General features: G+C 73.0%; 20 protein-coding genes and 2 pseudogenes. 12 read left to right on the top strand and 10 right to left on the bottom strand.

The window, feature by feature from the left end; genetic code table 11:
- Positions 1-85 precede the first annotated feature (85 nt).
- The 9 genes from BLT97_RS16395 to BLT97_RS16435 all read right to left on the bottom strand — a co-directional run bounded on the left by BLT97_RS16395 (position 86) and on the right by BLT97_RS16435 (position 11,212).
- Positions 86-2,095: a pectinesterase family protein gene (locus BLT97_RS16395; protein WP_093610712.1), complete on the bottom strand. Its 2,010-nt coding sequence runs from the start codon at positions 2,093-2,095 to the stop codon at positions 86-88.
- A 221-nt stretch (positions 2,096-2,316) separates the two neighbouring features.
- Positions 2,317-3,867: a glycoside hydrolase family 43 protein gene (locus tag BLT97_RS16400; RefSeq protein WP_093610714.1), complete on the bottom strand. Its 1,551-nt coding sequence runs from the start codon at positions 3,865-3,867 to the stop codon at positions 2,317-2,319.
- Complete coding sequence (locus BLT97_RS16405) at positions 3,864-4,703, bottom strand: DUF6807 domain-containing protein (RefSeq protein ID WP_093610716.1); 840 nt, start codon at positions 4,701-4,703, stop codon at positions 3,864-3,866. The genes BLT97_RS16400 and BLT97_RS16405 overlap by 4 nt, the downstream gene beginning before the upstream one ends.
- On the bottom strand, positions 4,700-5,884 hold the full coding sequence (locus BLT97_RS16410) for a Gfo/Idh/MocA family protein (protein WP_093610718.1): 1,185 nt from the start codon (positions 5,882-5,884) through the stop codon (positions 4,700-4,702). The genes BLT97_RS16405 and BLT97_RS16410 overlap by 4 nt, the downstream gene beginning before the upstream one ends.
- Positions 5,881-6,759, bottom strand: coding sequence for a carbohydrate ABC transporter permease (locus tag BLT97_RS16415; RefSeq protein ID WP_093610934.1), 879 nt, complete (start codon positions 6,757-6,759; stop codon positions 5,881-5,883). The genes BLT97_RS16410 and BLT97_RS16415 overlap by 4 nt, the downstream gene beginning before the upstream one ends.
- Positions 6,760-6,788: 29 nt before the next feature.
- Positions 6,789-7,739 (bottom strand): carbohydrate ABC transporter permease, encoded by a 951-nt coding sequence (locus BLT97_RS16420; RefSeq protein WP_093610720.1) that lies wholly within the window; start codon positions 7,737-7,739, stop codon positions 6,789-6,791.
- Between the two features lie 127 nt (positions 7,740-7,866).
- Positions 7,867-9,630, bottom strand: a complete 1,764-nt coding sequence (gene araD, locus BLT97_RS16425) for an L-arabinonate dehydratase (protein WP_245769358.1) — start codon at positions 9,628-9,630, stop codon at positions 7,867-7,869.
- Complete coding sequence (locus BLT97_RS16430) at positions 9,627-10,529, bottom strand: dihydrodipicolinate synthase family protein (protein WP_093610724.1); 903 nt, start codon at positions 10,527-10,529, stop codon at positions 9,627-9,629. Before BLT97_RS16430 ends, araD begins: the two co-directional genes overlap by 4 nt.
- Positions 10,526-11,212, bottom strand: a complete 687-nt coding sequence (locus BLT97_RS16435; RefSeq protein WP_093610726.1) for a GntR family transcriptional regulator — start codon at positions 11,210-11,212, stop codon at positions 10,526-10,528. Before BLT97_RS16435 ends, BLT97_RS16430 begins: the two co-directional genes overlap by 4 nt.
- A gap of 440 nt (positions 11,213-11,652) precedes the next feature.
- On the opposite strand from BLT97_RS16435, the gene BLT97_RS16440 reads away from it, so the two are divergent.
- From BLT97_RS16440 to BLT97_RS16455, 4 genes are all read left to right on the top strand, one after another.
- The gene (locus BLT97_RS16440; RefSeq protein WP_093610728.1) at positions 11,653-12,213 is read left to right on the top strand and encodes a GlcG/HbpS family heme-binding protein; all 561 of its coding nucleotides are present in this window, start codon (positions 11,653-11,655) and stop codon (positions 12,211-12,213) included.
- A gap of 307 nt (positions 12,214-12,520) precedes the next feature.
- Positions 12,521-13,117, top strand: coding sequence for an ankyrin repeat domain-containing protein (locus BLT97_RS16445; RefSeq protein WP_093610730.1), 597 nt, complete (start codon positions 12,521-12,523; stop codon positions 13,115-13,117).
- Entirely contained in the window at positions 13,114-14,310 is a 1,197-nt protein-coding gene (locus BLT97_RS16450) for a YncE family protein (protein WP_425442719.1), read from the top strand. The genes BLT97_RS16445 and BLT97_RS16450 overlap by 4 nt, the downstream gene beginning before the upstream one ends.
- 237 nt (positions 14,311-14,547) lie before the next feature.
- Positions 14,548-16,335, top strand: a complete 1,788-nt coding sequence (locus tag BLT97_RS16455) for a hypothetical protein (protein WP_245769359.1) — start codon at positions 14,548-14,550, stop codon at positions 16,333-16,335.
- Here the strand turns inward: BLT97_RS16455 and BLT97_RS16460 are convergent.
- A complete protein-coding gene (locus tag BLT97_RS16460; protein WP_143041338.1) occupies positions 16,294-18,420 on the bottom strand; it encodes a tetratricopeptide repeat protein in 2,127 nt (708 codons plus the stop codon). The genes BLT97_RS16455 and BLT97_RS16460 overlap by 42 nt on opposite strands.
- A 269-nt stretch (positions 18,421-18,689) precedes the next feature.
- On the opposite strand from BLT97_RS16460, the gene BLT97_RS16465 reads away from it, so the two are divergent.
- The 8 genes and pseudogenes from BLT97_RS16465 to BLT97_RS16490 all read left to right on the top strand — a co-directional run bounded on the left by BLT97_RS16465 (position 18,690) and on the right by BLT97_RS16490 (position 23,778).
- Complete coding sequence (locus BLT97_RS16465) at positions 18,690-18,983, top strand: FeoA family protein (protein ID WP_176953781.1); 294 nt, start codon at positions 18,690-18,692, stop codon at positions 18,981-18,983.
- 55 nt (positions 18,984-19,038) lie between these two features.
- Positions 19,039-19,116: pseudogene (locus BLT97_RS39110) on the top strand (GTPase); the annotation flags it as partial.
- Positions 19,114-19,469 (top strand): annotated as a pseudogene (locus tag BLT97_RS39115) (FeoB small GTPase domain-containing protein); the annotation flags it as partial. The pseudogenes BLT97_RS39110 and BLT97_RS39115, both read left to right, overlap by 3 nt.
- A 192-nt stretch (positions 19,470-19,661) precedes the next feature.
- Positions 19,662-20,939: a ferrous iron transport protein B gene (feoB, locus tag BLT97_RS16470; protein WP_425442721.1), complete on the top strand. Its 1,278-nt coding sequence runs from the start codon at positions 19,662-19,664 to the stop codon at positions 20,937-20,939.
- Positions 20,936-21,217 (top strand): FeoC-like transcriptional regulator, encoded by a 282-nt coding sequence (locus BLT97_RS16475; RefSeq protein ID WP_143041339.1) that lies wholly within the window; start codon positions 20,936-20,938, stop codon positions 21,215-21,217. Before feoB ends, BLT97_RS16475 begins: the two co-directional genes overlap by 4 nt.
- Before the next feature lie 221 nt (positions 21,218-21,438).
- Entirely contained in the window at positions 21,439-22,194 is a 756-nt protein-coding gene (locus BLT97_RS16480) for a GNAT family N-acetyltransferase (RefSeq protein ID WP_093610740.1), read from the top strand.
- Complete coding sequence (locus BLT97_RS16485; RefSeq protein WP_245769360.1) at positions 22,191-23,060, top strand: lysophospholipid acyltransferase family protein; 870 nt, start codon at positions 22,191-22,193, stop codon at positions 23,058-23,060. The genes BLT97_RS16480 and BLT97_RS16485 overlap by 4 nt, the downstream gene beginning before the upstream one ends.
- Positions 23,053-23,778 carry a DedA family protein gene (locus BLT97_RS16490; RefSeq protein WP_093610742.1) on the top strand — a complete coding sequence of 242 codons (726 nt, stop codon included), beginning with the start codon at positions 23,053-23,055 and terminating at the stop codon, positions 23,776-23,778. Before BLT97_RS16485 ends, BLT97_RS16490 begins: the two co-directional genes overlap by 8 nt.
- Positions 23,779-23,782: the final 4 nt, after the last annotated feature.

Consider the following 23,782-nt stretch of genomic DNA (forward strand, 5'->3'; position numbering starts at 1 on the left):
GCTACGGGGTTGTGGGGTGCTTGGGGGTGTGGGGTGCTTGGGGTGTGGGGTGCGGGGTGCTGTGGAGTTGTGGGGTGCTGTGGGGTCAGTGGTCGCGGTGCGGGGCCCAGCCGTCCGTGCCGCGCAGGTAGTCGTCGACTTCGAAATCGGCGGCCTGGGCGTCGGTGAGCTGCGGCCGGTCCGCGTTGACCGCGGCGCCGGGCCCGTACGTGCGGTACTCGGCGAACCGGGCGTCGCGCCAGGAGAAGCCGCTCATGTCGGTCCACGGCGCGGACTTGATCGCGGCGGGCAGCTCGGTGTCGCGGAACAGCACCTGGCCGATCGCGTCGGGGTTGCCGCCCGGGTGCCAGGGCCGGCCGAGGTGGAAGGTCCCCGCGGGCGCGTCGCTGACCACCTTCGAGTCGGTGATCAGGAAGCCGTACGGGTTGTCCTTCCAGGTCGAAGGGGCGGTGATGTAGCCGTTGTTGGAGTCGGAGCCGCGGCTCAGGGCCTTGATGAGCGAGTCCTCGATCACGGTGGTGGCGCGGCCGTAGAGGAAGTCGACGTCGCCCTCGACGTACGAGTCGTGGACGTAGACCCGGGCGATCCGGTCGAGCGCCGGGGTGTCGGTCATCAGCGTGTCCTGGTTGCCGAGGAAGGCCACGTCCTCGAAGTGCACCCGGTCCCCGGTGGTCTTCACGGCGAGCGCCTGCTCACCGGGGAGCTCGTGCGCGGCCTCGTCGAAGTCGTTGGCGAAGGTGAGGTGGCGGGCGTACACGTCGCTGCCCTCGATGAACACGGTGGCGCTGCCCGATGACCCCTGTGTGCCGCCGCCCGGCTTCGGCTCGCCGGAGGCCGTGTCGAAGACGATGCGGGTGTCGGAGCGCCGCTTGCCGGTGCCGACCAGCGCGATGTGCGAGCGGTCCCGCGGGATGCGCACCTTTTCGCGGTACGTGCCCGGGGCCAGGCGGACCGTGACGCGTCCGTCGTTCCCGGCCGGCACGGCGTCCACGGCGGCCTGCACGGTCGGGTAGTCGCCGGGAACGTGCAGCGCGGTGTCCGTGCCGATGGTGCGCTGCGGCCCGGAGTGGCGCTCCACGATCCTCGGCACGGAGGCGGCCTTGTCGAGCCGGTACGGGTAGAAGTCGCCCGGCTCGAAGGCGGCGCCCCACTCGTCGTGGCGTCCGGTGGTGTCCTTCAGGACGGAGCCGCGCTGCACCAACTCCGCGGTGGCGTCCGCCTGGTAGGGGTGCTGCACGCCGTCGTAGTAGCTGTTCTCGATGACCATCTTGGTGCGGCCGCGCGACCAGTTGCCGTACGTCCACACCGGGTCCGCCGCGTCGAGCGGCGCCTTCAGATAGTTGTTGTAGAGGTGGGCGTAGGCCGCGTTGTCCACGGACGGGTTGCGCTGCTTGGTCTGTGCGAACAGGTTGTGGTCGATGGTGATCTGCGTCTTGACCTCGGTCGTCCAGCCGAGGCCGAAGGTCTTGTTGTTGTTCTCGAACCGGTTGTAGGAGACGGTCACGTACTCGCTGTCCTTGCGGATGTCGAGCTGGCCGTCGCAGATCCGCGAGAAGCGGTTGTGGTCGATCCAGACGTGGTGGACGGTGTCCATCTGGATGCCGTCGAAGTCGGTGTCCTTGCAGTCCCAGTTGCCCTCGACCGCGGAGTCGCGGATCGTGAGGTTGCGGATGATCACGTTGTGCGTGCCGGGCTTGAGGTTCAGCTCGCCTTGTACGAGTTCGCCGCTGGTCCCGACGCCGACGATGGTCTTGTCGGAGGCGACGGTGATCTCCGCGCCGAAGGGCTCGGCCTTGATGCTGCCGGCCACGCGGATGATGTAGGGCTCGGCGGCGGCCGCGTAACGGGCAAGGGACGCCTGGTCGGTGACGGTGACGACCTTGCCGCCCGCGCCGCCGGTGGTGCCGCCTTCGAGCGAGGCGAAGCCGTGCGGGGTGTCGGACCAGGTGTGTGCCGTCGGCGGCGCGGGCGCGGTGTCCGCGGCCGGGGAGCCGTCCGCCGCCTGCGCCGGGGTGACCAGGGCTGCCACGAGTCCCGCGAGGACCAGAGGCACGGCTCTGCCGTGCAAGCGCTTGCTATGGAGGGTGTGCGTCATGGCGGCTCCTCAAGGGGGGTGACGAAGCAGGCGGTGCTGTATTGGGAGAGCAAGGAGGAAAGCTGAGGCGCCCGCAGGGTCAGGCGCGGACAGGGGGCCCTTCGGGATCAGGCGCGGGGGCGGCTCCCTGAGGGCTCAGGCGTGGAGCCGGCCCTCTGAAGGGTCAGGCGTGGAGCCGACCCCCTGACGGGTCAGGCGTGGATCCGGAGCTCGGTGCACGATCAGGCGCGGATCCGGAACTCGGTGAACATGGCCGTCCCGGCCGCCCCTTCACCCTCCGGCGCCGCCCCGAACAGCCCGAGCAGCGCCCCCACCCACCTCCAGGGCGTGGCCGCGAACACCGGCCCGGACTCCTGGAAGCCCTCGCCCGTATCGGCCAGGAAGCGGCAGCGTGCGCCCGCCCCCACTTCGATCCGGAGCCGCGCCCGGCTGTCGGCCGCGGGCCGCGGAAGGGCCGCGTCCCGTTCCCGTTCGGCGACGGACTCGGCGAACCGGTGCACCAGGTGGACCCGACCGTCCGAGCCGCGCTCCAGGCCGATCCAGGAGAAGGAGTCCCCGAGGACCGCCAACCCGGCCCGCGCGCCCGCCTGTTGAGCCGCGTCGAGTGCCAGCTCGACCTCCACCGTGCACGGCAGCGCGGGCAGCCGCTGCGTGAGCACATGCGGCAGCTTGCGCAGGTCGTACGGGTCCGCACCGCGCACGCAGGCGAGATGCAGCCCGTCCCCCGGGTGTTCGCGCACCCAGCCTGCGCCCGGGTTGGCCGTCCACTGCCACTGCGGCCCGAAGCGCCCGCCGGGGAAGTCGTCGTCGGTCGCGGGCGCGGACCGCTCCTGGTTCGGCAGCTCGGGCTTGCGGTGGACACGGACGGGCGTGCCCTCGTCCCCCATGACCGGCCACCCGGTCTCGTCCCAGCGCATCGGCTGGAGATGGACGAGCCGCCCGTACGCGCCCTGCTGCTGGAAGTGCAGGAACCAGTCCTCTCCGGACGCTGTGCGCACCCAGCCGCCCTGGTGCGGGCCGTTGATGTCGGTGGCGCCCTGCTCCAGGACGATGCGTTCCTCGTACGGCCCGAGAAACTCCCGTGCGCGCAGGGCCCCTTGCCAGCCGGTCTCCACTCCCCCGGCCGGTGCGAGGATCCAGAACCAGCCGTCGTGCCGGTAGAGCTTGGGCCCTTCGAGGGTGAACCAGCCGGGGATGCGGTCCGCGTCGACGATGGTCTTTCCCTCGTCGAGGAGTGCGGTGGCGTCGGGGCTCATACGGTGGCCGGTGAGGCGGTTCTTGACGCCGGAGCGCGATTTGGCCCAGGCGTGGACGAGGTAGGCCTCGCCGCTCTCCTCATCCCACAGGGGGCAGGCGTCGATCAGCCCCTTGCCCGCCTTCAGCAGGTGGGGGCGGGTCCACGGGCCTTCGATCGAGGGCGAGTTGATTTGGTAGACGCCGTGGTCGGGGTCGCCCCAGAAGATCCAGAACCGGCCGTCGTGGTGCCGGATCGAGGGGGCCCACACGCCGCAGTCGTGCCGGGGCGCGGCGAACGCCTCGGCGGGTTCGAGGCGGTCCAGGGCGTGCCCGACGAGCGTCCAGTTGACGAGGTCCCGCGAGTGGAGCAGGGGCAGGCCGGCGACCCTCCCGAAGCTGGAGGCCGTGAGGTAGAAGTCCGCGCCGACGCGCACCACGTCCGGGTCGGACCAGTCGGCGGGCAGCACGGGGTTGCGGTAGGTGCCGTCGCCGAGGTCGGCAGAGAAGGCATGGCTGTGGTGCGGTTCGCCGCTCATGCCGTCACCGCCTTGCGGGCCAGCGTGTCGGCGTCCCCGCGGTCGAGCCGGCCGTCGGCCACCACGGTGACGATCCGCCGTACGACCGTCTCGCCCGGCTCCACCGCCAGGCGCTGCACGGCCGCGAGGGACGAGCCCACGCCCGGGTATTCGCCGGCCCGCACGAACCAGGGGTCGCGGCGGGTCTCCTCGGTGATGCCCGCGAACACCAGGGTCCAGCCCTGCCCGGCGAGGGCGAGCCAGTCCGCCCGTGCTCCGTGGGCGAGGAGTTCGCCCTCGGCGTCGGGGCTGAACACGGCAGGTGCGGCGGGCTCCTTGGGGGCGCGCCAGAAGAAGCCGCCGTAGCCGGCGCCGGGGCGTCCGTTGGTGGCCGGACTGCCCACCGTCAGAGCGTGCCCGCTGGTGTTGGTCAGGGCGTAGGTGAAGTCGAGCGCCCAGGCCTGGTCGGTCAGCGGCACGGGTGCGATGGTGCGGCGCTCGCGCAGCAGCTCGGCTCCGCGGCGCAGCCAGCGCAGTTCCTCGACGCATCCGTCCGGGCCGCGGTGCGGGAAGGCGGTGTGCTCCTGCACGCCGTGGTTGTCGAGTTCCGTGGAGCCGCGGCCGCGGACGAAGGAGCGTCCGCCCCAGAAGTTGACCCCTTCGACGTCGGGGACCGCGACGCTGACGCCGAGGTGGTGCGGGTGGTCTACGGGCCGGGCCTCGGTGACGTGGATGCCGCCGAGGGTGGTGACGGGGTGCAGGTACGGGCGGGGCGAGAGGCGCGCGGGCAGGCCGGGCCCGACCAGGTAGCGGGCGACTTCGCGTCCGGCGCAGTGCAGGACGAGGTCGTGGGTCATGAGGTGGCCACCTCCCGGGGCAGCGCCCAGGGGGCGCCGAGTTCGGAGTAGAGGGCGAGCGTGTCGGCCGCGGCGGCGATCAGGCCGTCGATGCCGTGCACCACGCGCCGGTCCGCGGAGCCGGCGGGCTCGCGGTGCCAGGCGGTCTCCGGCAGCGGTGCGGGGTCGGGCGCGCGCCGCACCGCTTCCACCACGCGCATGAACGCGCCGGTCGCCGCGGGCGGCACCAACAGCTCGTCCCCGTGGGCGAGATGACCGACGAGGTTCTCCAGGAGGTCGGTCCGGCCGTGCAGGATCTCCTCGGGTCCGCGGCCTGCGCGCTGGAGGAGCACGCGGTCCTGCTTGTACCAGAAGGTGATCCGGCCGCGGCTGCCGTGCACGAGGACGTACGGCTCCCCCGGGTCCTCGGCGCACAGGGTCGCGGCGACGGTGATCCTGCGCCCTTGCCCGGTGGTGATGCGTACGCAGGAGGTGTCGTCGGCCTCGATGGTGTTGGCGTGGAACAACTCGGTCTCCACACGCGCCACTTCGCCGGCGTGCGTGGTGCCCGCCAGGGCGAGTGCGGTGGCCACGGCGTGGGCGAGCGGGTTGGTGAGCACCCCGTCGACCACGTCCGCGCCGCCCGCGCGGCGCATCCCGGCCCACGGCGCACGGCCGTAGTACGCCTCGTCGCGGGCCCAGGCCCCGGCCGCTCCCACGCCCGTGACCTCGCCGATCTCACCGGAGGCGACCACCTCGCGGATCGCCGGGACCGCGTGCGAGCCCAGGGACTGGAAGCCGATCTGGCAGGCGGTTCCGGCGCGTTCGACGGCCTCCGTGATGCGGGTGAACTCCCTCCAGGAGGGCGCGGGCGGCTTCTCCAGGAGCAGATGGACCCCGCGCTCGGCGGCCGCGCAGGCGAGGTCGGCGTGGGTGGGGATGGGCGTGCACACCACGGCCGCCTGCGCTCCGGTGTCCTCCAGGAGGCGGACGAAGTCGGCGGACTGCGGGGTGTCCGCGGCCAGGCCCGCTGCCGCGAGCTCGGCGGGGGACAGCGGCGTCAACTCGCCGATGCCCACGAGGCGTACGAGGCCCGCGCGTTGCAGCCGCCGGATGTTGTCGAGGTGCCAGGCGCCGTGGCCGCGCGCTCCGGCGAGCACCACGCGCAGCGGTGCCCGGTGCAGGGAACGGATCCCTGTCATCCCTTCACCGCCCCCGCGCTGAACCCGGTGATCAGCCACTTCTGGATGAACGCGAACACGATCACCACGGGCACGGCGGCGATGATGCCGCCGGCCGCGAGCGCGCCCAGGTCCACGCTGTCGGCGCTCATCAGGGTGTTGAGGCCGACCGGGATGGTCTGGAGCTCCGGGTTGTTGAGGAACATCAGGGCGAACAGGAAGTGGTTCCAGCTGTGCACGAAGGCGAAGGAGCCCACCGCGATCAGGCCGGGACGCAGGAGCGGCAGCACCACCGCGCAGAAAGCGCGGAAGCGGGAGCAGCCGTCCACCCAGGCGGCCTCTTCGAGCGAGACCGGCACATTCTTGATGAAGTTGCTGATGAGGATCATCGACAGGGGCAGCTGGAACACGGTCTCGGCGATGATCACGCTGCCGAGCGAGTTGATCAGTTGCAGGTTGCCGAAGATCTCGAAGAGCGGCACGAGCAGCAGGGCGCCGGGCACGAACTGCGAGCAGAGCAGCGCCAGCATGAACGCCTGCTTGACCTTGAAGTCGAAGCGGGCCAGGGCGTAGCCGCCGGCCAGGGCGATGACGGTGGTCATCACGAGGGTGGCGATTCCGACGAGCACGCTGTTCTGGAAGTAGGCGCCGAAGCTGCGCTCGGTCCACACCATCTCGAAGTGCTCGAAGGTCATGGGCCAGGGCACCAGGGAGGTGGAGCCCGCGGGGCGCAGCGCGAACAGCAGGATCCAGTAGAACGGGATCAGCGTGAAGAGCAGGTAGATGCCGAGCGGCAGATAGATCTGCCAGCGCGGGACCTCGTCCCAGGCGCGCCGCTTCCTGGGCCGCCGGGGCTCGTGCGCTTCCGGGCTTGTACGGGGCGCGGGGAGGGTCACCGCGGCGGTCTCGGCCTTGTCGGTGGTGATCACTTGGTGGTGTCCCTTCCGAATTTGCTCAGCCGCAGATAGAGCACCGAGCAGAAGAGCAGGATCACGAACGCCACCGTGGTCAGGGCGGACGCGTAGCCGAAGTCGTGGGCGTCGACGCTGGTGGTCGCGACGTACAGCGGGAGCGTGGTCGTCTCGCCCGCGGGGCCGCCGCCGGTCAGCGTGTAGAGCAGGTCGACGTTGTTGAACTCCCAGACCATGCGCAGGAGCGTCGAGAGCACGATCGCGTCCTTGAGGTGCGGCAGCGTGATGTGCAGGAACTGGCGCACCCGGCCCGCGCCGTCCACCTCGGCAGCCTCGTACAGGTCCTTCGAGACGGACTGGAGGTCGGCGAGGATGAGGATCGCGAAGAAGGGCACGCCACGCCACAGGTCCGCGACGATCGCGGCCGGGAAGACCGTGGCGGTGTCGGAGAGCCAGGACGTGCCGTACGAGCCGATGCCCAGGTCGGCGAGGTAACGCGTGATGCCCGTCTGGGAGTTGTAGAGCAGCACCCAGATCACCGAGGTGAGGACCCCCGAGACGGCCCAGGGCGAGAACACCAGGGCGCGGCCGATCGCCCGGCCCACGAAGGTCTGGTTGACGATCAGGGCGAGGGCGAGTCCGAAGAAGAGCTGGAGGCCGACCTCGACGAACACCCACTTGGCGCTGAACAGGAGGGTGTCCCAGAACAGCGGGTCGTCGGTGAAGGCGCGGACGAAGTTGTCGAAGCCCGCGAATCCGTCGCGCCAGGGCTTGGTGGGGTTGTAGTGCTGAAGGCTGTAGTAGAAGACGCTGAGCACGGGGTAGGCGATGAAGCCCAGCATCAGCAGGGCGGCCGGCGCGATCAGCAGATACGGCAGCCTGCGCGGCGTCGACGATCCACGGCGGCGCCGCCCCGGCGGGGCCGGGGGCGCGGGTGGTTTCGCCACGGCTGCGGCTTGGGCCATGACTGGTCTCCGATCAGTACGGTTCATGCGGCTGCGGTGGTGCGCTGCGCAGACGTCGTTCGGCGGCTCGTACAAGGGGCGGCGCGCGAGGGCGCCTCGGCCCCGGAGGGCGCGCGTGCGGGCGCGGTCAGCCCGCGTAGGGCTCCGGCACCCGTCCTTCGCGTGCGAGGACGGTGAAGTCGCAGCCGGTGTCGGCCTGGGTGATCTGCTCGGCGAACAGGGCGCCGTAGCCGCGCTCGTACGGGGCGGGCGGCGGCTCCCACTCGGCCCTGCGCTGCTCCAACTCCTCGTCGGACACGTGCAGATGGAGGCTGCGCGCGGCCACGTCCAGGGTGATGAGGTCACCGCTGCGCACCAGGGCGAGCGGTCCGCCGACGTGCGACTCGGGCGCGACATGGAGTACGCACATGCCGTACGAGGTCCCGCTCATCCGCGCGTCCGAGATCCGCACCATGTCGCGCACGCCCTGCTTGAGCAGGTGGTCGGGGATCGGCAGCATCCCGTACTCGGGCATCCCGGGCCCGCCGAGCGGTCCCGCGCCGCGCAGCACCAGGACGTGGTCGGCGGTGATGCCGAGTGCCGGATCGTTGATCGTGCGCTGGAGCTGCTTGTAGTCGTCGAAGACCACGGCGGGTCCGGTGTGCTTCAGGAGCTTCGGGTCGGCGGCGATGTGCTTGATGACCGCGCCGTCCGGGCACAGGTTGCCGCGCAGGACCGCGAGTCCGCCCTCCTCGGACAGCGGCTTGTCGCGGGTCCGGATGACGTCGGTGTCGTGGATCTCGGCCTGCGCGAGCTGCTCGCGCAGGCTCGCATGGCCGACGGTCGGCCGGTCGAGGTGGAGCACGTCGGTCAACTGCGTGAGGAACGCCGGGAGTCCGCCCGCGAAGTGGAAGTCCTCCATGAGGTACTGCCCGCCCGGCCGCAGGTTCGCGAGCACCGGCACCGTACGGGCGATGCGGTCCCAGTCGTCGAGGGTGAGCTTCACCCCGGAGCGGCCGGCCATCGCGATCAAGTGGATCACCGCATTGGTGGAGCCGCCGAGGGCGAGCACGGTGGCGACGGCGTCCTCGTACGCCTCGCGCGTCAGGATCGCCGAGGGCCGCAGGTCCTCGCGGACGAGGTCCACGATCCGCAGTCCCGACGCGGCCGCCATCCGTGCGTGCCCCGAGTCGACGGCCGGGATCGAGGAGGCGCCGGGCAGGGTCATGCCGAGCGCTTCGGCGGCGGCCGTGAGGGTGGAGGCGGTGCCCATCGTCATGCAGGTGCCGGGCGAGCGCGCCAACCCCCGTTCCAGCTCGGCCATTTCACGGTCGCCGATGATGCCGGCGCGCCGCTCGTCCCAGTACTTCCACATGTCGGTGCCGGAGCCGAGGGTCTCGCCGCGCCAGTGTCCGGGCAGCATGGGCCCGGCCGGTACGAACACGGCGGGCAGATCGGCGCTCGCGGCGCCCATGAGCAGGGCCGGGGTGGACTTGTCGCAGCCGCCGAGCAGCACCGCGCCGTCCACGGGGTAGGAGCGCAGGAGCTCCTCCGTCTCCATGGAGAGCAGGTTCCGGTAGAGCATCGGCGTCGGCTTCTGGAAGGTCTCGCTGAGGGTGGCCACCGGGAACTCGAGCGGGAATCCGCCGGCCTGCCACACCCCGCGCTTGACCGCCTCGGACCGGTCCCTCAGGTGGACGTGGCAGGGGTTGATGTCCGACCAGGTGTTGAGGATCGCGATCACGGGCTTGCCGAGGTGCTCCTCGGGCAGATAGCCGAGCTGGCGGGTGCGGGCGCGGTGGCTGAAGGAGCGCAGGCCGTCCGTGCCGTACCACTGGTGGCTGCGCAGCTCGCGCGGCTGCCGGCCGTCCGGCTCCCCTGTCCGTCCGGTCATGCCTGTCCGTCCGGTCATATGGACCACCTCGCGGCGATGGCGGCGACCTCGGCGCGCTCGCCCGCGGTGAGCGGGCTGCTCGGCGCGCGGACGTCGGGGCGGCACAGACCGAGCGAGGCCAGGGCCTCCTTGACGACGGTGACATTGCGCGCCGAGGCGTCGGCGGCCCGCAGCTCCTCGAAGCGCCGGATCTCCTCCCAGACCTTCATCGCGGCCGGGTAGTCGCCGGATCGAAGCGCTTCGATCATGGACAGCGAAAGGCGCGGGGCCACGTTCACGAGCCCGGAGGTGAAACCGGTGGCGCCCGCCGAGAAGTAGGAGGGGGCGTACGGCTCGGCCAGGCCCGCGACCCAGACGAACCGGTCGAGGCCCGCGTCCCGCGCGAAGGCGGCGAAGGCGGCGGCGTCCGCCACCGCGTACTTCACGCCGATCACGTTCGGGCAGGCGTCGGCCAGTTCGGCCAGGCGCTCCCCTTGCAGACGTGCGTTGCGCACATACGGGACCACACCGAGCTCGGGCACGGCCCGCGCGATGACCCGGTGGTACTCGACCCAGCCGGCCGCCGACACGTACGGGTGCACCGGCTGGTGGACCATCACCATGTGGGCGCCGGCCTCGCGGGCGTGCCGGGCCGCGGCCACGGCGGTGGGCACGTCGTGCCCCACCCCCACCACGACCGTGGCCCACTCCCGCGCCTCGTCGAGGGTCAACTCGGTGACGTGGCGCCGCTCTTCGGGACTCAGGGCGTAGAACTCGCCCGTGTTGCCGTTGGGGGTCAGGGTGCGCACGCCGCCGGAGTGCAGCCGCCGCAGCAGGGCGCGCAGGGAGTCCTCGTCGATCGTGTCCTCGGCGGTGAACGGGGTCACCGGGATGGCCACGACATCGGCGAGCGCCGCGCGCTGAAGGTCGAAGCTCATGCCTGGTCCTCCCCGGACGCTTCCCCGAGCACGGCCTCGTCGGTGAGCCGCGCCTCGGGGAACGCGCGCTCGACGAACGAGGCGATGTGGGCGCGCAGGGCGGCGGCCGCGTGGTCGGCGTCGCCCGCGAGGGCGAGCCGCAGGATCTCGCGGTGCTCGGCGGCCTCGCGCTCCCAGGACGGGTCCGCGGCCCAGGCCACCGCGGAGACCAGGGCGGCCTGGTCGCGGACCTCGTCGAGCATCCGGCCGAGCAGCGGGTTGCCGCAGGGCAGGTAGAGGGCGCGGTGGAACTCCCGGTTGGCCAGGGAGCGTTCGGCCGTGTCGGCCGCCTCGTCGGCGCGGGTGAGCGCCTCGCGCGCCTCGTCGAGGGAGGCACCGCGCCGCACCGAGCGGCGCAGCGCCTCGGGCTCGAGGAGCAGGCGTACGTCGTACACCTCGCGTGCCATGTCCGCGTCGACCATGCGCACGGTGGCCCCCTTGTACTGGCTCATCTCGACCAGACCGGTGCCGGCCAGCGTCTTGAGCGCCTCGCGCACCGGCGTCTTGGAGACCCCGAACTGCGCGGCGAGTTCGGCCTCCACCAGGGCCTGCCCCGGTGGCAGCTGGCCGGTGAGGATGCGGTGCTTGATGGCCTCTTGCACGTACTGCGTGCGGGACGGGATCGGCGTGGGCACAGACGTCATGCAGGTCCTCGGTCTCGTTGCTGTCGACGCTCGCATCTGATGTACGGCGTCTCATATATGACGCATGAAGTACGACGCGTTGAAGGTAGGAGCAGGCCGGGCCCTCGTCAATGCCCCTGACAAAACAAATGAGTTGGCCGTGCCCGAGCGGTCGCCGTGCCGATCGCCCTGCCGGGTCCGCCGGTGTCCCGCCGAGGCACCGCCGTACGGCTCGAACCAGGAGGTCATCACCCTGCCGCGCCGCGGGCATCGGCGCCCCCTGCACGCCGGAGCGCCGTGCGCATCAACCGATCGGTGGACCCTCCCGTCCACCGTCCTGCGCCGGACTCGAGGCCGGTACGCCGAGGAGGAGAGGCGGTCTCCGGGACCAGGATGGAATCCGCAACCAGGCGGCCCGCAAGGACGGGCCCCTCCGGGCCATCGGATTCAGGAGATCGGCAATGAAGCACGTCAAGAAGGTTTCCCGGCGCACGCGTGTGATGACCGGCGGCGCTCTGGCCGTCGCGATCGCCGGCGGCGGCTTCGGCGTCTACTCCGCCGGTGCGTCCACCGATGCCGCCCCGGCCGCCGTCGCCGCGGACGCCGCCGAGGGCAACGTCATGCAGACGAACCACCTCACCGTCGAGGCCGCCACCGAGGCCGCCGAGGCCGCGCTCGACGAGGCGAAGAAGCAGAACCAGCGCGTCTCGGTCGCCGTCGTCGACCGCAACGGCAACACCATCCTCACCATGCGCGGCGACGGTGCGGGCCCGCAGTCGTACGAGTCGGCCGTGAAGAAGGCGTTCACCGCCGTCTCCTGGAACGCCCCGACGTCCGAGCTGGTCAAGCGCCTGGAGAACGCGCCGACCCTGAAGGACATCCCGGGCACCCTGTTCCTCGGCGGCGGCGCACCCGTCACCGTCGGCGGCGCCCCGGTCGCGGGCATCGGCGTCGCCGGTGCGCCGTCCGGCGACATCGACGAGAAGATCGCCCAGGCCGGCGTCGCCGCGCTCGAGGGCTGACCGCCTCTCCCGACCTCCGGTGCGCTCCCGGCCCACCGCCCCGGTCCGTCCACCGGGACGCGGCGGGACGGAGCGCACCGGGCCAGACATCGACGGCGCGCGTCACGCCCCCCTCGGCGTGCGCCGTCGGTGACCTCGACCCCGTCGGGATCCGCTCCGGGATCCCGGCGGGGCGCCCGCACAGCACGACCGGCCCGAGCGAGGATTCACCCCCCGCCCACGAGGGCGCCCTCCCCGCCCCACGACCCTGGAACGCCCCGCGACCCGGACCGCCCCGCGCCGCACCACCCCTCCGAGGAGCACCACCATGTCCCCTGCCGACCGGGCCCTCCTGGCCGCCGTCCTCTCTGACGACGCCGCCGCAGTGCGCGCGGCCCTCGCCGAAGGCGCCGACATCGAGCACCGCGACGCGCAGCGCCGTACGCCCCTCCTTATCGCCGCCGCGGACGACTGCGTGGCGGCCGCCGAGGCGCTGGTCGCCGCCGGCGCCGATCCGAACGCGCAGGACGACCAGCTCAACAGCCCCTGGCTGATGACCGGTGTCACGGGCAGCGTCCGCATGATGCGCGCGCTGCTGCCCGCGGGCCCCGACCTGAAGCTGCGCAACCGCTTCGGCGGCATCTCCGTGATCCCCGCCGCCGAGCGCGGACATGTCGACTACGTACGGGCCGTGCTGCGCGAGACCGACATCGACGTGAACCACGTCAACCGCCTGGGCTGGACGGCGCTGCTGGAGGCGGTCATCCTCGGCGACGGCGGCCGCGCCCACCAGGAGATCGTGGAGCTCCTCATCACGGCGGGCGCCGACCCGTCCCTCGCGGACAGCGAGGGCGTCACCGCCCTCGCCCACGCCGAGCGGCGCGGCTTCGACGAGATCGCCGGACTGCTGAGGGCCGTACGGTGACTGCGCACACGCACCGGCAGAGGAACCGGGCCGAGATCCGCCGCGCCCAGGGCCGCACCCCGCGCGCGCTCGCCGCGGCCGCGATCACGCTGACCGCCACCGCGCTCCTCGCGAGCTGCTCGCAGGGCGACTCGCAGGCGGCCTCCTCTCCGCCCCCGCCGGCGCCGAGCGCGACGGCGTCGCTGAAGCCGGAGCCCGACGGCTCCCCGGCGAAGACGCCCGAAGGCACCCTGCTGGTCGCCGACTTCGGCGCCGACACCGTCACCTTCGTCGACCCCGACAAGGGCGCCCTCGCCTCCGTCGAGGTCGGCACCGCCCCGTACGGCCTGGTCGTCGGCGAGGACGGCCGCGCCTGGGTGGCCACCTACGACGGCGTCGCGGTCGTGGACACCCAGGAGCGCAAGCGCCTCGCGCTCATCCCGTACGAGACCGGGAACCTCGGTCCGGCCACCGGCGGCGAGTACCGCGGCGGCGGCATGGGCATCGCGCTCGCCCCGGACGGCGACCGCGTGTACGTGGGGGTCAACGTGCCCGGCGGCAACGGCACCGTGGAGGCGATCGACACCCGCAGCCTCAAGGTCACGGACACCGCCGACGTGGGCCGCCGCCCCTTCGACGTGGACGTCTCCCGCGACGGCACGCAGGTGTACGCCACCGACCACGACTCCTTCGACGTCACCGTGGTCGACGCCGACTCGATGGACACCCGCCGCATCGAGGTGGCCCCGTACGGCACCGAGGGCGGACTCGGCTCCTGGCTGAAGCCGCACTACGCGGCGGTGCGGCCGTCCGACGGCAAGCTCCTGTTCCCTTTCGAGGGCGAGCGGCTCGTCGTCCTCGACCCGGACACCGGCAGGTCGGCCATCGAGAAGATGACCGCGAACACCCACCAGCACGGCGCGCAGATCACCGAGGACGGCACGCTCCTCGCGGTCGGCACCGGCCCGATCGACCCGAGCAGCGACGAGGGCCCGTCCCTCACCGTCCGCTCGCCCGACGGCAAGGAGAAGGTGATCCCGCTGGAGGGCCCGCACGAGGACGTGGCGGTCTCCGCTGACGGCGACACCGCGTACGTGACCGGCGGCTTCACACGTGACGGCTACTGGAACGGCATCACGGTCGTCGACCTGGACAGCGGCGACACCCGCCGACTCGCGGCGGGCGAGCGGCCGTTGGGGATCGCCGTGCTGTAGCGCCCGCATCGCGGGCCATCCGACCGCAGGGGTGCGGAGGACCGCCCGGCAGGCTCCGGCGGGAGCGTGCCGGGCGGTCCGGTCGTGTCCTTCGCGCGGGCGGTCCGGTCGTGCGCCTCCGCGCGGGCGGTCCGTCCTTCACACGGGCAGCCCGCTCTCGCCTTCCGTCGGCTCCCGGCTATCGTGACCGCTCACGCCGGAGATCTTGATGTCGGGCCAGGTGGGGGCGGTGGCTGCATGGGCGGATCGCAGGACGCATGGATACGGGTGCCGGTCGGGGACGGCGCCGAGCGCTGGGTGACCCGCGGCCGGCTGCACACCGTGCTGCTCGTCGTGCACAACGTCACGTCCGCGACCCGGCTGCTCGATGTGCTCGGGCTGTTCGACGGTGACGAGCGCGTACAGGTCCTCGCAACGTGTACGGGGTCGTCCGCGTTCACGGCGGGCTTGGACGAGATGTTCGCGGCTGCGGGCGTGCCCGTACTGCCGTGGGATCAGGCGCTCGCGACACCGGTGGATCTCGCGGTGTCGGCCAGCTTCGGCGGTGAACTACCCGGTATTCCAGGGAAGTTGGCCATCCTGTCGCACGGCGTCGGATACGCTAAGAAGCTGGCGACACCGGACACCGGACACCGGACACCGGACACCGGACGTCCGGCGGCCGGGCTTGCGGGCGCGCCCGTCTTCGGGCTCGATCCCGCCTGGCTGCTCCACGAAGGCCGCCCGTTCGCCGATGCCCTCGTGCTCTCCCACCCCGAGCAGCTCGACCGCCTGCACACCACCTGCCCGGAGGCGGCCGGCACCGCCGTGCTCGCCGGTGACCCCTGCTTCGACCGCATCCTCGCCCACCGCCCGCTGCGGGCCAGATACCGGCGTGCGCTGGGCGTCGGCACCGGACAGCGCCTGATCCTGCTCAACTCGACCTGGGGAACGGGTTCTCTCGCGGGCGACGAGCACGATCTCCTGCCGGCCCTGCTCCCCCGCCTGGCCACCGAACTCCCCCTGGACGAATACCGGCTGGCCGCCGTCCTGCACCCCAACATCTGGTACGGCCACGGCCCCGGCCAGGTGCGTGCCTGGCTCGACCGCGCCGTACGGGCCGGGCTGACCCTCATCGACCCCGTGGACGGCTGGCGCCAGGCGCTCATCGCGGCCGACACGGTGATCGGCGACCACGGCTCCGTGTCCTTCTACGCGGCCGCGCTCGGCATCCCCGTCCTGCTCGGTGCCGGGCCGCTCGACGCGATCGACCCGCGCTCGCCTTCGGCCGCATTCGTACGGGAAGCGCCCATGCTCGACCTGCACGCGCCGCTGCGGCCCCAGCTCGACGGGCTCCGGCCGCCGCCCACGGGACCCGCGCACTGCACCACCTCGATGCCCGGCGAGTCCGCGGCCCGCCTGCGGCGGCTGTTCCACGCGTTGATGGGCCTGCCCGAGCCCGCGCACCCGGCGACGCTGCGCCGTCTGCCACTGCCCTCGTACGAACCGGCGGAGCCGACCGCACCGCAACGGGTGTTCGTCCGGATCACCGCACCCGGGCAGGTGACCGTGACGCGCTACGCGGATCCCGTGGACGAACCGGAGGGCGAGGGCGAGGTGTTCACGGCCGTCCATGAGGACACCCGCGATCTGGGCTCCCTGGACCAGGCCGGCCTGGTGTTCCGCGCAGGACCGGCGGACGATCCGCGCCTGGGACCGCCGGCCCGGTGGACAGCGGAGGTCCTGGAGCGGCTGCCGCACTGCGGCCTCGCCGTGTACACCGACGCCCCGCACTCCGCCGTGGCCCGCACGCGCGAAGGCGCCCTCCTGCGTATCGGCGCCGAGGCGCCGGACCACACCGCCGCACCCACACGCTCCGAGCCGCACGACCGCGCGGACGCGGACCCGGTGGCCTACGGATGTGCCCTGTATGCCTGGCTGGCGGCCGGCAAGGCGGTGGACGATCTCGTGGCCCACGGGCTGCGGGTCCGTCTCGGCACCCGCTCACATGCCGTGAGCGTCGCCCGCGTCTCCTTCGCCGGCTGAGGCACGCGCCCGCAGACGTTCGAGCCATTGCACGTGCTGCGTCGCTCCCTCGGAGCGCAACGTGCCGAGGGCCGCGTCGAGATGGGGCAGAGCCGCGGCGCAGTCCCCCGAGGCGATCAGGATCTCGGCCAGATCGGTGCGCGCGCGGGCCTCGTTGTACGCGTCGCCGAGGGCCGCGGAGCCGGCCAGCGCCTGCTCGAGCCGGGCGGCGCCTTCACCGTGCCGTCCCAGGCCGCCCAGTGCGCGCCCCTGGTGGCGGGCGAGCAGCGCCCGGGCCCTCGGCAGGTCGGCAGCGCCCTCGTCGCCGGGGCCGATGCCGTCGAGCACGCGTCCGGCACTCTGGAAGCACTCCAGCGCCTCCGCGAAGCGCCACTGGCGCAGCCGCAGCAGCCCGAGGAACTCGACGGCCGACGCCTCGCCGCGCACATGCCCGGCCTCCCGTTCGGCGCGGGCGGCCGCCTCGGCCTCGGGCTCGGCCTCCTGCCAGCGGCGCAACTCCGTCAGGGACAGCGCGAGTTGCAGGTGGAGGGCCGCCAGGTCCCTGCCGCCCGCCGCGTCCGTGTCGCCCGTCGCCTGTGCACCGGCCACGCGCACGCCGGTCCGCAGGGCATCGAGGACGGTGTCGTGGTGCCCGGCCTTGAGCTGGAGCGGCCAGAAGGAACGGCACAGTCCCACGACGGCGTCCACGTCACCGAGGTCCTCGGCGGCGTACACCGCCTCGACGAGATTCGGGAGTTCGCCCGCCAGCGCCTCCAAGGCGGCTCCTTCGCCGGGAAACGTCCTGCCGGCCGCACGGGGCCGGGGCACGCGCCAGCTGAGCGGCAGCGCGGCATGGGCGGCGGCCCGGGCGAAGTCGGTGTACCCGTCGACCATCCGCCGCAGCGCCGGACCTTCCTCGCCGGGCTCGACCGTGCGCGCCGCGTGGGCTCGCACGGCCGGGCGGTGGCGGAAACGGTCGGGGCCGGCCGGTTCGACCAGGTGCAGCGCATGCAGCCTGGCGAGGGCGCGCTCGGCGTCGGCTTCGGGCAGGTCCGCGGCGCGTGCGGCCGCGGTGGCGCCGAAGGAGGGCCAGGGCCGCAGGGCGAGGAGCCGGTGGATCCGTGCCTCGTCGGGGCCGAGCAGCCGGTGCCCGGCCTCGGCCGCCGCACTCACGGCGTCGCCCTCGGCCGAGGACGGCGCTCCGCACGACACCCGCGCCGCCAACGCCCGTACCGCGAATGGCGATCCACCGCACCGCTCCAGCTCCCGCCGCAGCTCCTTGCCGAGCCGCGCCGCCGCCTGCTCGTCCACGAGGGCCTCGAACAGCTTGCGCGCATCACGCCCCGGCAGCGGCCCCACCGGGATCCGCACGGCGTCGAGGCCGGCGGGCGGATGCGTCGCCACCACCACGGTGAACACCCCTGCAGCCGCGGTGATCAGCGGCAGGACCTGGGGGGCGGAGTGTGCGTGGTCGAGTACGACCAGGGCCTCGCGCTCAGCGAGCAGGGCGCGCAGGAGGTCGCAGCGGCCTTCCGCGCCGGCGGGCATCTCGTCGCGGGCGAGTCCGAGTTGGGCCAGGAGCTGGGCGGATGCGGCGGCGGCGGACAGTCCCCGGACAGGCGAACGGCCGCGCAGATCGACGTACAGGAGACCGTCGGGATAGCGCTCACGCCGCTCCGCGCCCCAGCGGCGGGGCAGCTCGCTGGTCCCCATGCCTTCGGGGCCGTGCACGACCGCGATCCGCGGGGTTCCGTCGAAGGGGCGCGCGGACTCCGCGTCCAGCGCCTTCAGCGCGGCCTTGCGGTCCTCGAAGTGGCGCGCGGGGGCGGGGAGTCCGGGCCGGGCGGTGCTCAGCTCCGCGCGCCCGGTCCTGAACTGGTCGAGTTGTGCGGCCAGTTCGGGACGCACGGACAGGGCGGCCGTGAGACTGCGCAGCAGGGCCGTCTGTTCGGCCTGGGTCGCGGGCGCCTGCACCTCGCGGCCCAGGACCCTGCGGACCCAGGCACCGAAGGAGATCGCGAGGGTTTTACCCACCTCGCCGGTCGCCCCCTGCGCCACACCGCCGACCACCACACCGACCGCGCCCATGACCGCCGCCTCCAGCACGCCCTCCCCTTCCCCCGCGTACGCCACCGGACCGACCTGCTGATCACCGTAGCCGCGAAGGCGCGGGCACACACCCCAATCCCCGTTCCGCCGGGGCGACTTCACGCTCCCCTTATCGCCGCGGGACGAAGGTCCCGGCGCCCCGGGCCGTCCGTCCGGGCCTTCTTTCCCGGTTCCGCCCCGCTTGACCGAGCCTTGACCAGACCCGGCAAAAGCCATGAAAGGTGCAACTTAGGCTTACCCCATCAAACCCTCTGGAAGGCGGACCAGTGACCCTTCGCGGCTGCGCCCCCGGCACCCACGCCCGGATCCGGCGGATCACCACCGACGCACCGGACCGCCTGCGGCTCGCGGAGCTCGGCTTCGTCCGCGGTGCGCTGGTGCGGGTGGTCGGGCGCGGCGCGACCGGCGGGCTGCTGCTCGCCCTCGGGGACGCACGGGTCGCGGTCGACGACGAGACGGCGCAGGCGCTCCAGATCGAGCGGATCGAGCGGATCGAGGAACACGGACATCACCGACAGAGCGGCCGGCACGTGCAGGTCGCGGCGGTCTCCCGTGACTGACCCGCGGACGCCCGTCCTGACTCCCGCCTGCTGCCCGCCCGTCGAGCACACCCGTATGCCGGGCGCTTCGGTCGTCGCCCTCGTCGGCAACCCCAATGTCGGCAAGTCGACGCTGTTCAACGCGCTCACGGGGCCCGTCAGCACGTGGGCAACTGGCCCGGCAAGACGGTCCGGGTCGCCCGCGGCACCTGGCGGCCGGGGCACGGCGCCCCGGTCGGTCTGGTCGACCTGCCCGGCACGTACAGCCTCGTCCCGCGCTCGCCGGACGAGGAGCTGACCCGCGAGCTGCTCACGGACAGAGGGGCCGAGGGCCGTCCGGACCTGGTGGTGGTCACCGTCGATGCGGCCAACCTGGCCCGCAACCTCTACCTGCTCGCCGAGGTGCTCGGGACCGGCGTGCGCTGTGTGGTCGCCCTGACCATGACGGACGTGGCGCGGGCGCGCGGCATCCGGGTCGACGAGGCGGCTCTGGCACGGGAGTTGAAGGTGCCCGTGGTCCCCGTCGTGCCACGCCGGCGGCAGGGGCTCGACGAACTGGCCGACGCCGTACGGGAGCAGCTGCTCGACGACCGGCCGCCCTGCAGGCTCCACCTCGACGTGGCCGGCGACGAGGAGGACGATCCCGGACTCGCCGCGGCCGAGGCGCGGTACGCCTGGGTGCACGAGGTGCTCGCGGTGGTGCGCACCCAGCGGTCGGGCGCCGGGCCCACGGTCTCCGACCGGGTGGACCGGGTGCTGACGTCCCGCTGGTTCGGGATCCCGGTGTTCCTGGCCGCGATGTGGGGTGTGTTCACGGCGACGACCACGCTGGCCAAGCCCTTGCAGGACGGTCTTGGCGGCTTCGTGGGCGGCCCGGTCGCCGACGCGGCCTCGGGCGCGCTGTCCGGTGCGCCGGTCTGGCTGCGCGGGCTCGTGGTGGACGGACTGATCGGCGGCGTCGGCCAGTTGCTGACCTTCGTGCCCCTGATGGTCATCATGTTCGTGCTGCTCGCCCTGCTCGAGGACTCCGGGTACATGGCGCGGGCGGCGTTCGTCGTGGACCGTCTGATGCGGCGGCTCGGTCTGCCGGGGCGGGCCTTCCTGCCGATCATCGTGGGCTTCGGGTGCAACGTGCCGGCGCTCGCGGGGCTGCGCATCCTCGGCAACCGGCGGCAGCGGCTGCTGGTCGGCATGATCATCCCGTATGTGTCGTGCAGCGCGCGGCTGACGGTGTACGTGCTGTTCGCGTCCGTCTTCTTCGGATCCACCGCCGGCACGGTGGTGTTCGCGATGTATCTGCTGTCGGTGCTGCTCGTCGTCGGCATCGGCATGCTCCTGCGCAGGACGCTCTTCCGTGAACTGCGGGGCGAGGCCCTGGTCCTGGAGCTGCCGCCGTACCGGCTGCCGACGCTGCGCGTGGTCGGCACGCAGACCTGGCAGAAGCTCGCCGGGTTCCTCAGGACGGCGGCCGGGGTCATCGTCGCCACGGTCACGGCCGTCTGGCTGCTCTCGGCGATTCCGCTGGGCGCGGCCTCCGGCACCTCCTTCGGCGAGGCGCCGGTCGAGCACAGTGTGTTCGGCGCGATGTCCCGTGCGGCCGCCCCGGCCTTCGCGCCGGCCGGCTTCGACGACTGGCACACGGCGGCCGCGCTCGGCACCGGTTTCGTCGCGAAGGAGGCGGTGGTCGCGACGGTGGCGCAGACCTACAGCGCGGACGAGCCGGACAGCCCGGACCACGCGGGCGAGTTGGGCACCCGGCTGCACGAGACCTTCGCACGCAGTTCCGGCGGCCATCCGCTGCCCGCGGTCCTGGCCTTCCTCGTCTTCCTGCTCGCGTACACGCCCTGCATGGCCACGCTCGCCGCGCAGTGGCAGGAGATGGGCGGCCGCCTCACGCTGCTGTCCACCGGCATCCAGCTGACAATCGCCTGGCTGCTCGCGGTGGCGGTGTTCCAGATCGGGAGGCTGTGGTGGTGAGCCCGGCCCCGGCCGTCGGCCCGCTGCGCCGCATCCTGGTGGAGGTGCACCGCGGCGGCACCCTCGACGCGATCGCGGACCGTGTCGGCGTCGCCCCGGACGAGGCGGCCGCCATGGTCGACTACTGGGTCGGCCGCGGAGTCCTCACGCGCGAGGCGGTCTCCGGCGGCTGCCCGCCGGCGGGCTGCGGCGGCTGCGCCCTGCGCTCCTCGTGCACGTCGCAGGGGCGGCCGGGCCGCCCGCTGCTGCACACGATCCGTCCTGCCGGGAAGCCCTGACGCCGCTCGCCGGGGCCGTCCCCGACACGACCCTGACTTCCCCTCATTCTCCCCTGACAACTGTCAGAAATCTTTGACGCGTTCACCGCGCGGCTGCACGGTGGAGTGGATCGGGCCGCCGAGCGGCAACTCGACGGCCCGTGCACGACATGAGCAGTCCGCGCGGGCGATGCGACTCGATGCGCGCGGACGTCCCCAGCGTATGGAGAGCAGGTGTCACCATGCCCAGTCCTGCACTGTCCACTGTAACCGTCGCCTCGGCCGCCTATGAGGTCACGATCGCGGACACCCCCGACCAGGTGCGCGCGGCGCAGCGGTTGCGGTACGAGGTGTTCGGGGGTGAGCTCGGGGCGCGGCTGCACTCGCCCGAACCCGGCCTGGACATCGACGAGTTCGACGCGCTCGCCGACCACCTGATCGTGACGGAGACGGGCAGCGGCGAGGTCGTCGGCACCTACCGGCTGATACCGCCGGGCCGCGGTGAACGGCTTTATGCGGAGAGCGAGTTCGACCTCTCGGGGCTCGCCCCGATCCGGCCGCACCTGGTGGAGGCGGGCCGCTCCTGCGTGCACCCGGACCACCGCACCGGCGCAGTGATCAACCTCCTGTGGTCGGCGCTCGCCCGCTACGTGCTCCTCTCGGGCCACGCCTACCTGGCCGGCTGCGCCTCCGTACCGCTGGACGACGGCGGCCGGGCCGCGGCCGGCGCCTGGCTGCTCGGCAACGCCAAGCACGCCGCGCCCGCCGACCTGCGGGTCCACCCGCACCGTCCGTGGCAGCCCGGGGGCCCGCTGGCCGGCAGTCCCTCGTACGCGGATCTGCCGCCGCTGCTGCGCGGCTATCTGCGGCTGGGCGCGTGGATGTGCGGGGCGCCCGCGCACGACCCGGAGTTCGGCGTCGCCGACTTCTATGTGCTGCTGCCGATGGCCAACGTCGGTGAGCGCTACCGGCGTTACTTCCTCGGCGAGGACCGGTGAGCACCGTGTGGGCGGTGGAGTCGCCGTGCGGCCCGGACTGCGTGCAGCACCGGGCACGCCCCGTGTCCGCGCGCACCGCGCTGCGGCGCCACGCCGACTTCACCGCGATCGTGGCGGGCACCGCGGCCCACCGCCGCACCCTCACGGACCCGGCCGCGCTGCGGCTGCGGGCGCGGCACCTCCTGGACGCGCTGGAGGTCCGACAGGAGGGCGGGGAGGGCGAGTTGAGCGCCCCCGGCCCGCACGCCACCGGCACCACCCGCACCACCGGCACCCTGATCGTCGCCAACCACATCTCGTGGCTGGACGTGATCGCCCTGCTCGCCCGTGAGCCGGTCACGCTGGTCGCCAAGCGCGAGGTCGCCGGCTGGCCGGTGGTGGGCACGCTGGCGCGCCGGGCCGGCACCTGCTTCATCGACCGGGACGGCTTCCGGCGACTGCACCAGCAGGTGGCCGTGGTCCGCGAGACGCTGCTCGCGGGCCGCTCGGTGGCAGTGTTCCCGCAGGCGACGACGTGGTGCTCGCAGGACGCGGGCACGTTCCGGCGGGCCATGTTCCAGGCCGCGCTCGACGCCCGGGCGCCCGTCAGGCCGGTGACCGTCGGCTACCGGCAGCACGGCGCGCCGAGCACGGTCGCCGCGTTCGTCGGCGACGACGGCTTCCTGCCCTCGCTGCACCGCGTGGCGCGGGCGGACGGCCTGTCCGTACGGGTGGAGGCGCACGAGGTCCTGTACCCGGACCCGTCATGGGACCGGCGGTCCCTCGCACGGACCGCGCAGGACGCGGTACTCGGGATGCGGTCGCGCACGAGCACCACGCTCCCGCATCGCGCTCCCGTGCCCGCCGACCTCACTCTCCATGCTTGACGGCTACGTCCAGACCCTGCAGCAGCTGCTCGACTCCCCCTGGCTCTGGCTCGCCCTCTTCCTGACCGCCGCCCTCGACGCCCTGCTCCCCTTCATGCCGAGCGAGACCACGGTCGTGACGGCCGCGGTCCTCATCGGCCCCGACCCGGGGCGGCTCACGCTGCTCACCCTGCTCGCCGCGGCCGGCGCGTTCGCCGGCGACCTCGGCGGCCATGCCCTCGGGCGCCGGGCCGGGCCCCGTCTCCTGGCCCGGTTCCTGCGCGGCGAGCGGGGACGCCGGAGGTACGCGTGGGCCGCCGCGGCCTTGGCTCGGCACGGACCGCTCCTCATCGTCGCCGGGCGCTACGTGCCGGGCGGCCGGGTGGCCGTGGGTCTCACCACCGGCGCCCTGCGCTACCCGCTGCGCCGGTTCGCGCGATACGACGCCGTGGGCAGCGCGCTCTGGGCGGTGTTCGCGGTCTGCGTCGGCGCTCTCGGCGGTGCGGCCTTCGCGGACCGTCCCCTGTACGGGCTCGTGCTGTCCTTCGGTCTGGTCACGGTGGTCTCGGTGGCCGTGGAGTGCGTACGGCGCCGGCGCACCCGCAGAGGGGGAAGCGGCCCACCCGTGCCCGTGCCCGTACAACCGAATGGAGCACATACGGCGGCGGCCGACCCGTGGCACAGCGGGGATCCGCCCGCACACCGTTCGCCCGGAAAGTCCCCTCGCGTGAGGATGTGAGCAC

Origin of the sequence: Streptomyces indicus, from assembly GCF_900100315.1 — a bacterium.
In the GTDB taxonomy this organism is placed as follows: Bacteria; Actinomycetota; Actinomycetes; order Streptomycetales; family Streptomycetaceae; genus Streptomyces; species Streptomyces indicus.

Excerpts from the sequence above, each read along its gene's own strand:
- BLT97_RS16480 (WP_093610740.1), top strand. The coding sequence starts at position 21,439 with ATGCCCAGTCCTGCACTGTCCACTGTAACCGTCGCCTCGGCCGCCTAT.
- BLT97_RS16455 (WP_245769359.1), top strand. The coding sequence starts at position 14,548 with ATGGGCGGATCGCAGGACGCATGGATACGGGTGCCGGTCGGGGACGGC.
- araD (WP_245769358.1), bottom strand. The coding sequence starts at position 9,630 with ATGACCGGACGGACAGGCATGACCGGACGGACAGGGGAGCCGGACGGC.
- BLT97_RS16400 (WP_093610714.1), bottom strand. The coding sequence starts at position 3,867 with ATGAGCGGCGAACCGCACCACAGCCATGCCTTCTCTGCCGACCTCGGC.
- BLT97_RS16395 (WP_093610712.1), bottom strand. The coding sequence starts at position 2,095 with ATGACGCACACCCTCCATAGCAAGCGCTTGCACGGCAGAGCCGTGCCT.
- BLT97_RS16430 (WP_093610724.1), bottom strand. The coding sequence starts at position 10,529 with ATGAGCTTCGACCTTCAGCGCGCGGCGCTCGCCGATGTCGTGGCCATC.
- BLT97_RS16405 (WP_093610716.1), bottom strand. The coding sequence starts at position 4,703 with ATGACCCACGACCTCGTCCTGCACTGCGCCGGACGCGAAGTCGCCCGC.
- BLT97_RS16440 (WP_093610728.1), top strand. The coding sequence starts at position 11,653 with ATGAAGCACGTCAAGAAGGTTTCCCGGCGCACGCGTGTGATGACCGGC.
- BLT97_RS16435 (WP_093610726.1), bottom strand. The coding sequence starts at position 11,212 with ATGACGTCTGTGCCCACGCCGATCCCGTCCCGCACGCAGTACGTGCAA.
- BLT97_RS16490 (WP_093610742.1), top strand. The coding sequence starts at position 23,053 with ATGCTTGACGGCTACGTCCAGACCCTGCAGCAGCTGCTCGACTCCCCC.
- BLT97_RS16410 (WP_093610718.1), bottom strand. The coding sequence starts at position 5,884 with ATGACAGGGATCCGTTCCCTGCACCGGGCACCGCTGCGCGTGGTGCTC.
- BLT97_RS16420 (WP_093610720.1), bottom strand. The coding sequence starts at position 7,739 with ATGGCCCAAGCCGCAGCCGTGGCGAAACCACCCGCGCCCCCGGCCCCG.
- BLT97_RS16445 (WP_093610730.1), top strand. The coding sequence starts at position 12,521 with ATGTCCCCTGCCGACCGGGCCCTCCTGGCCGCCGTCCTCTCTGACGAC.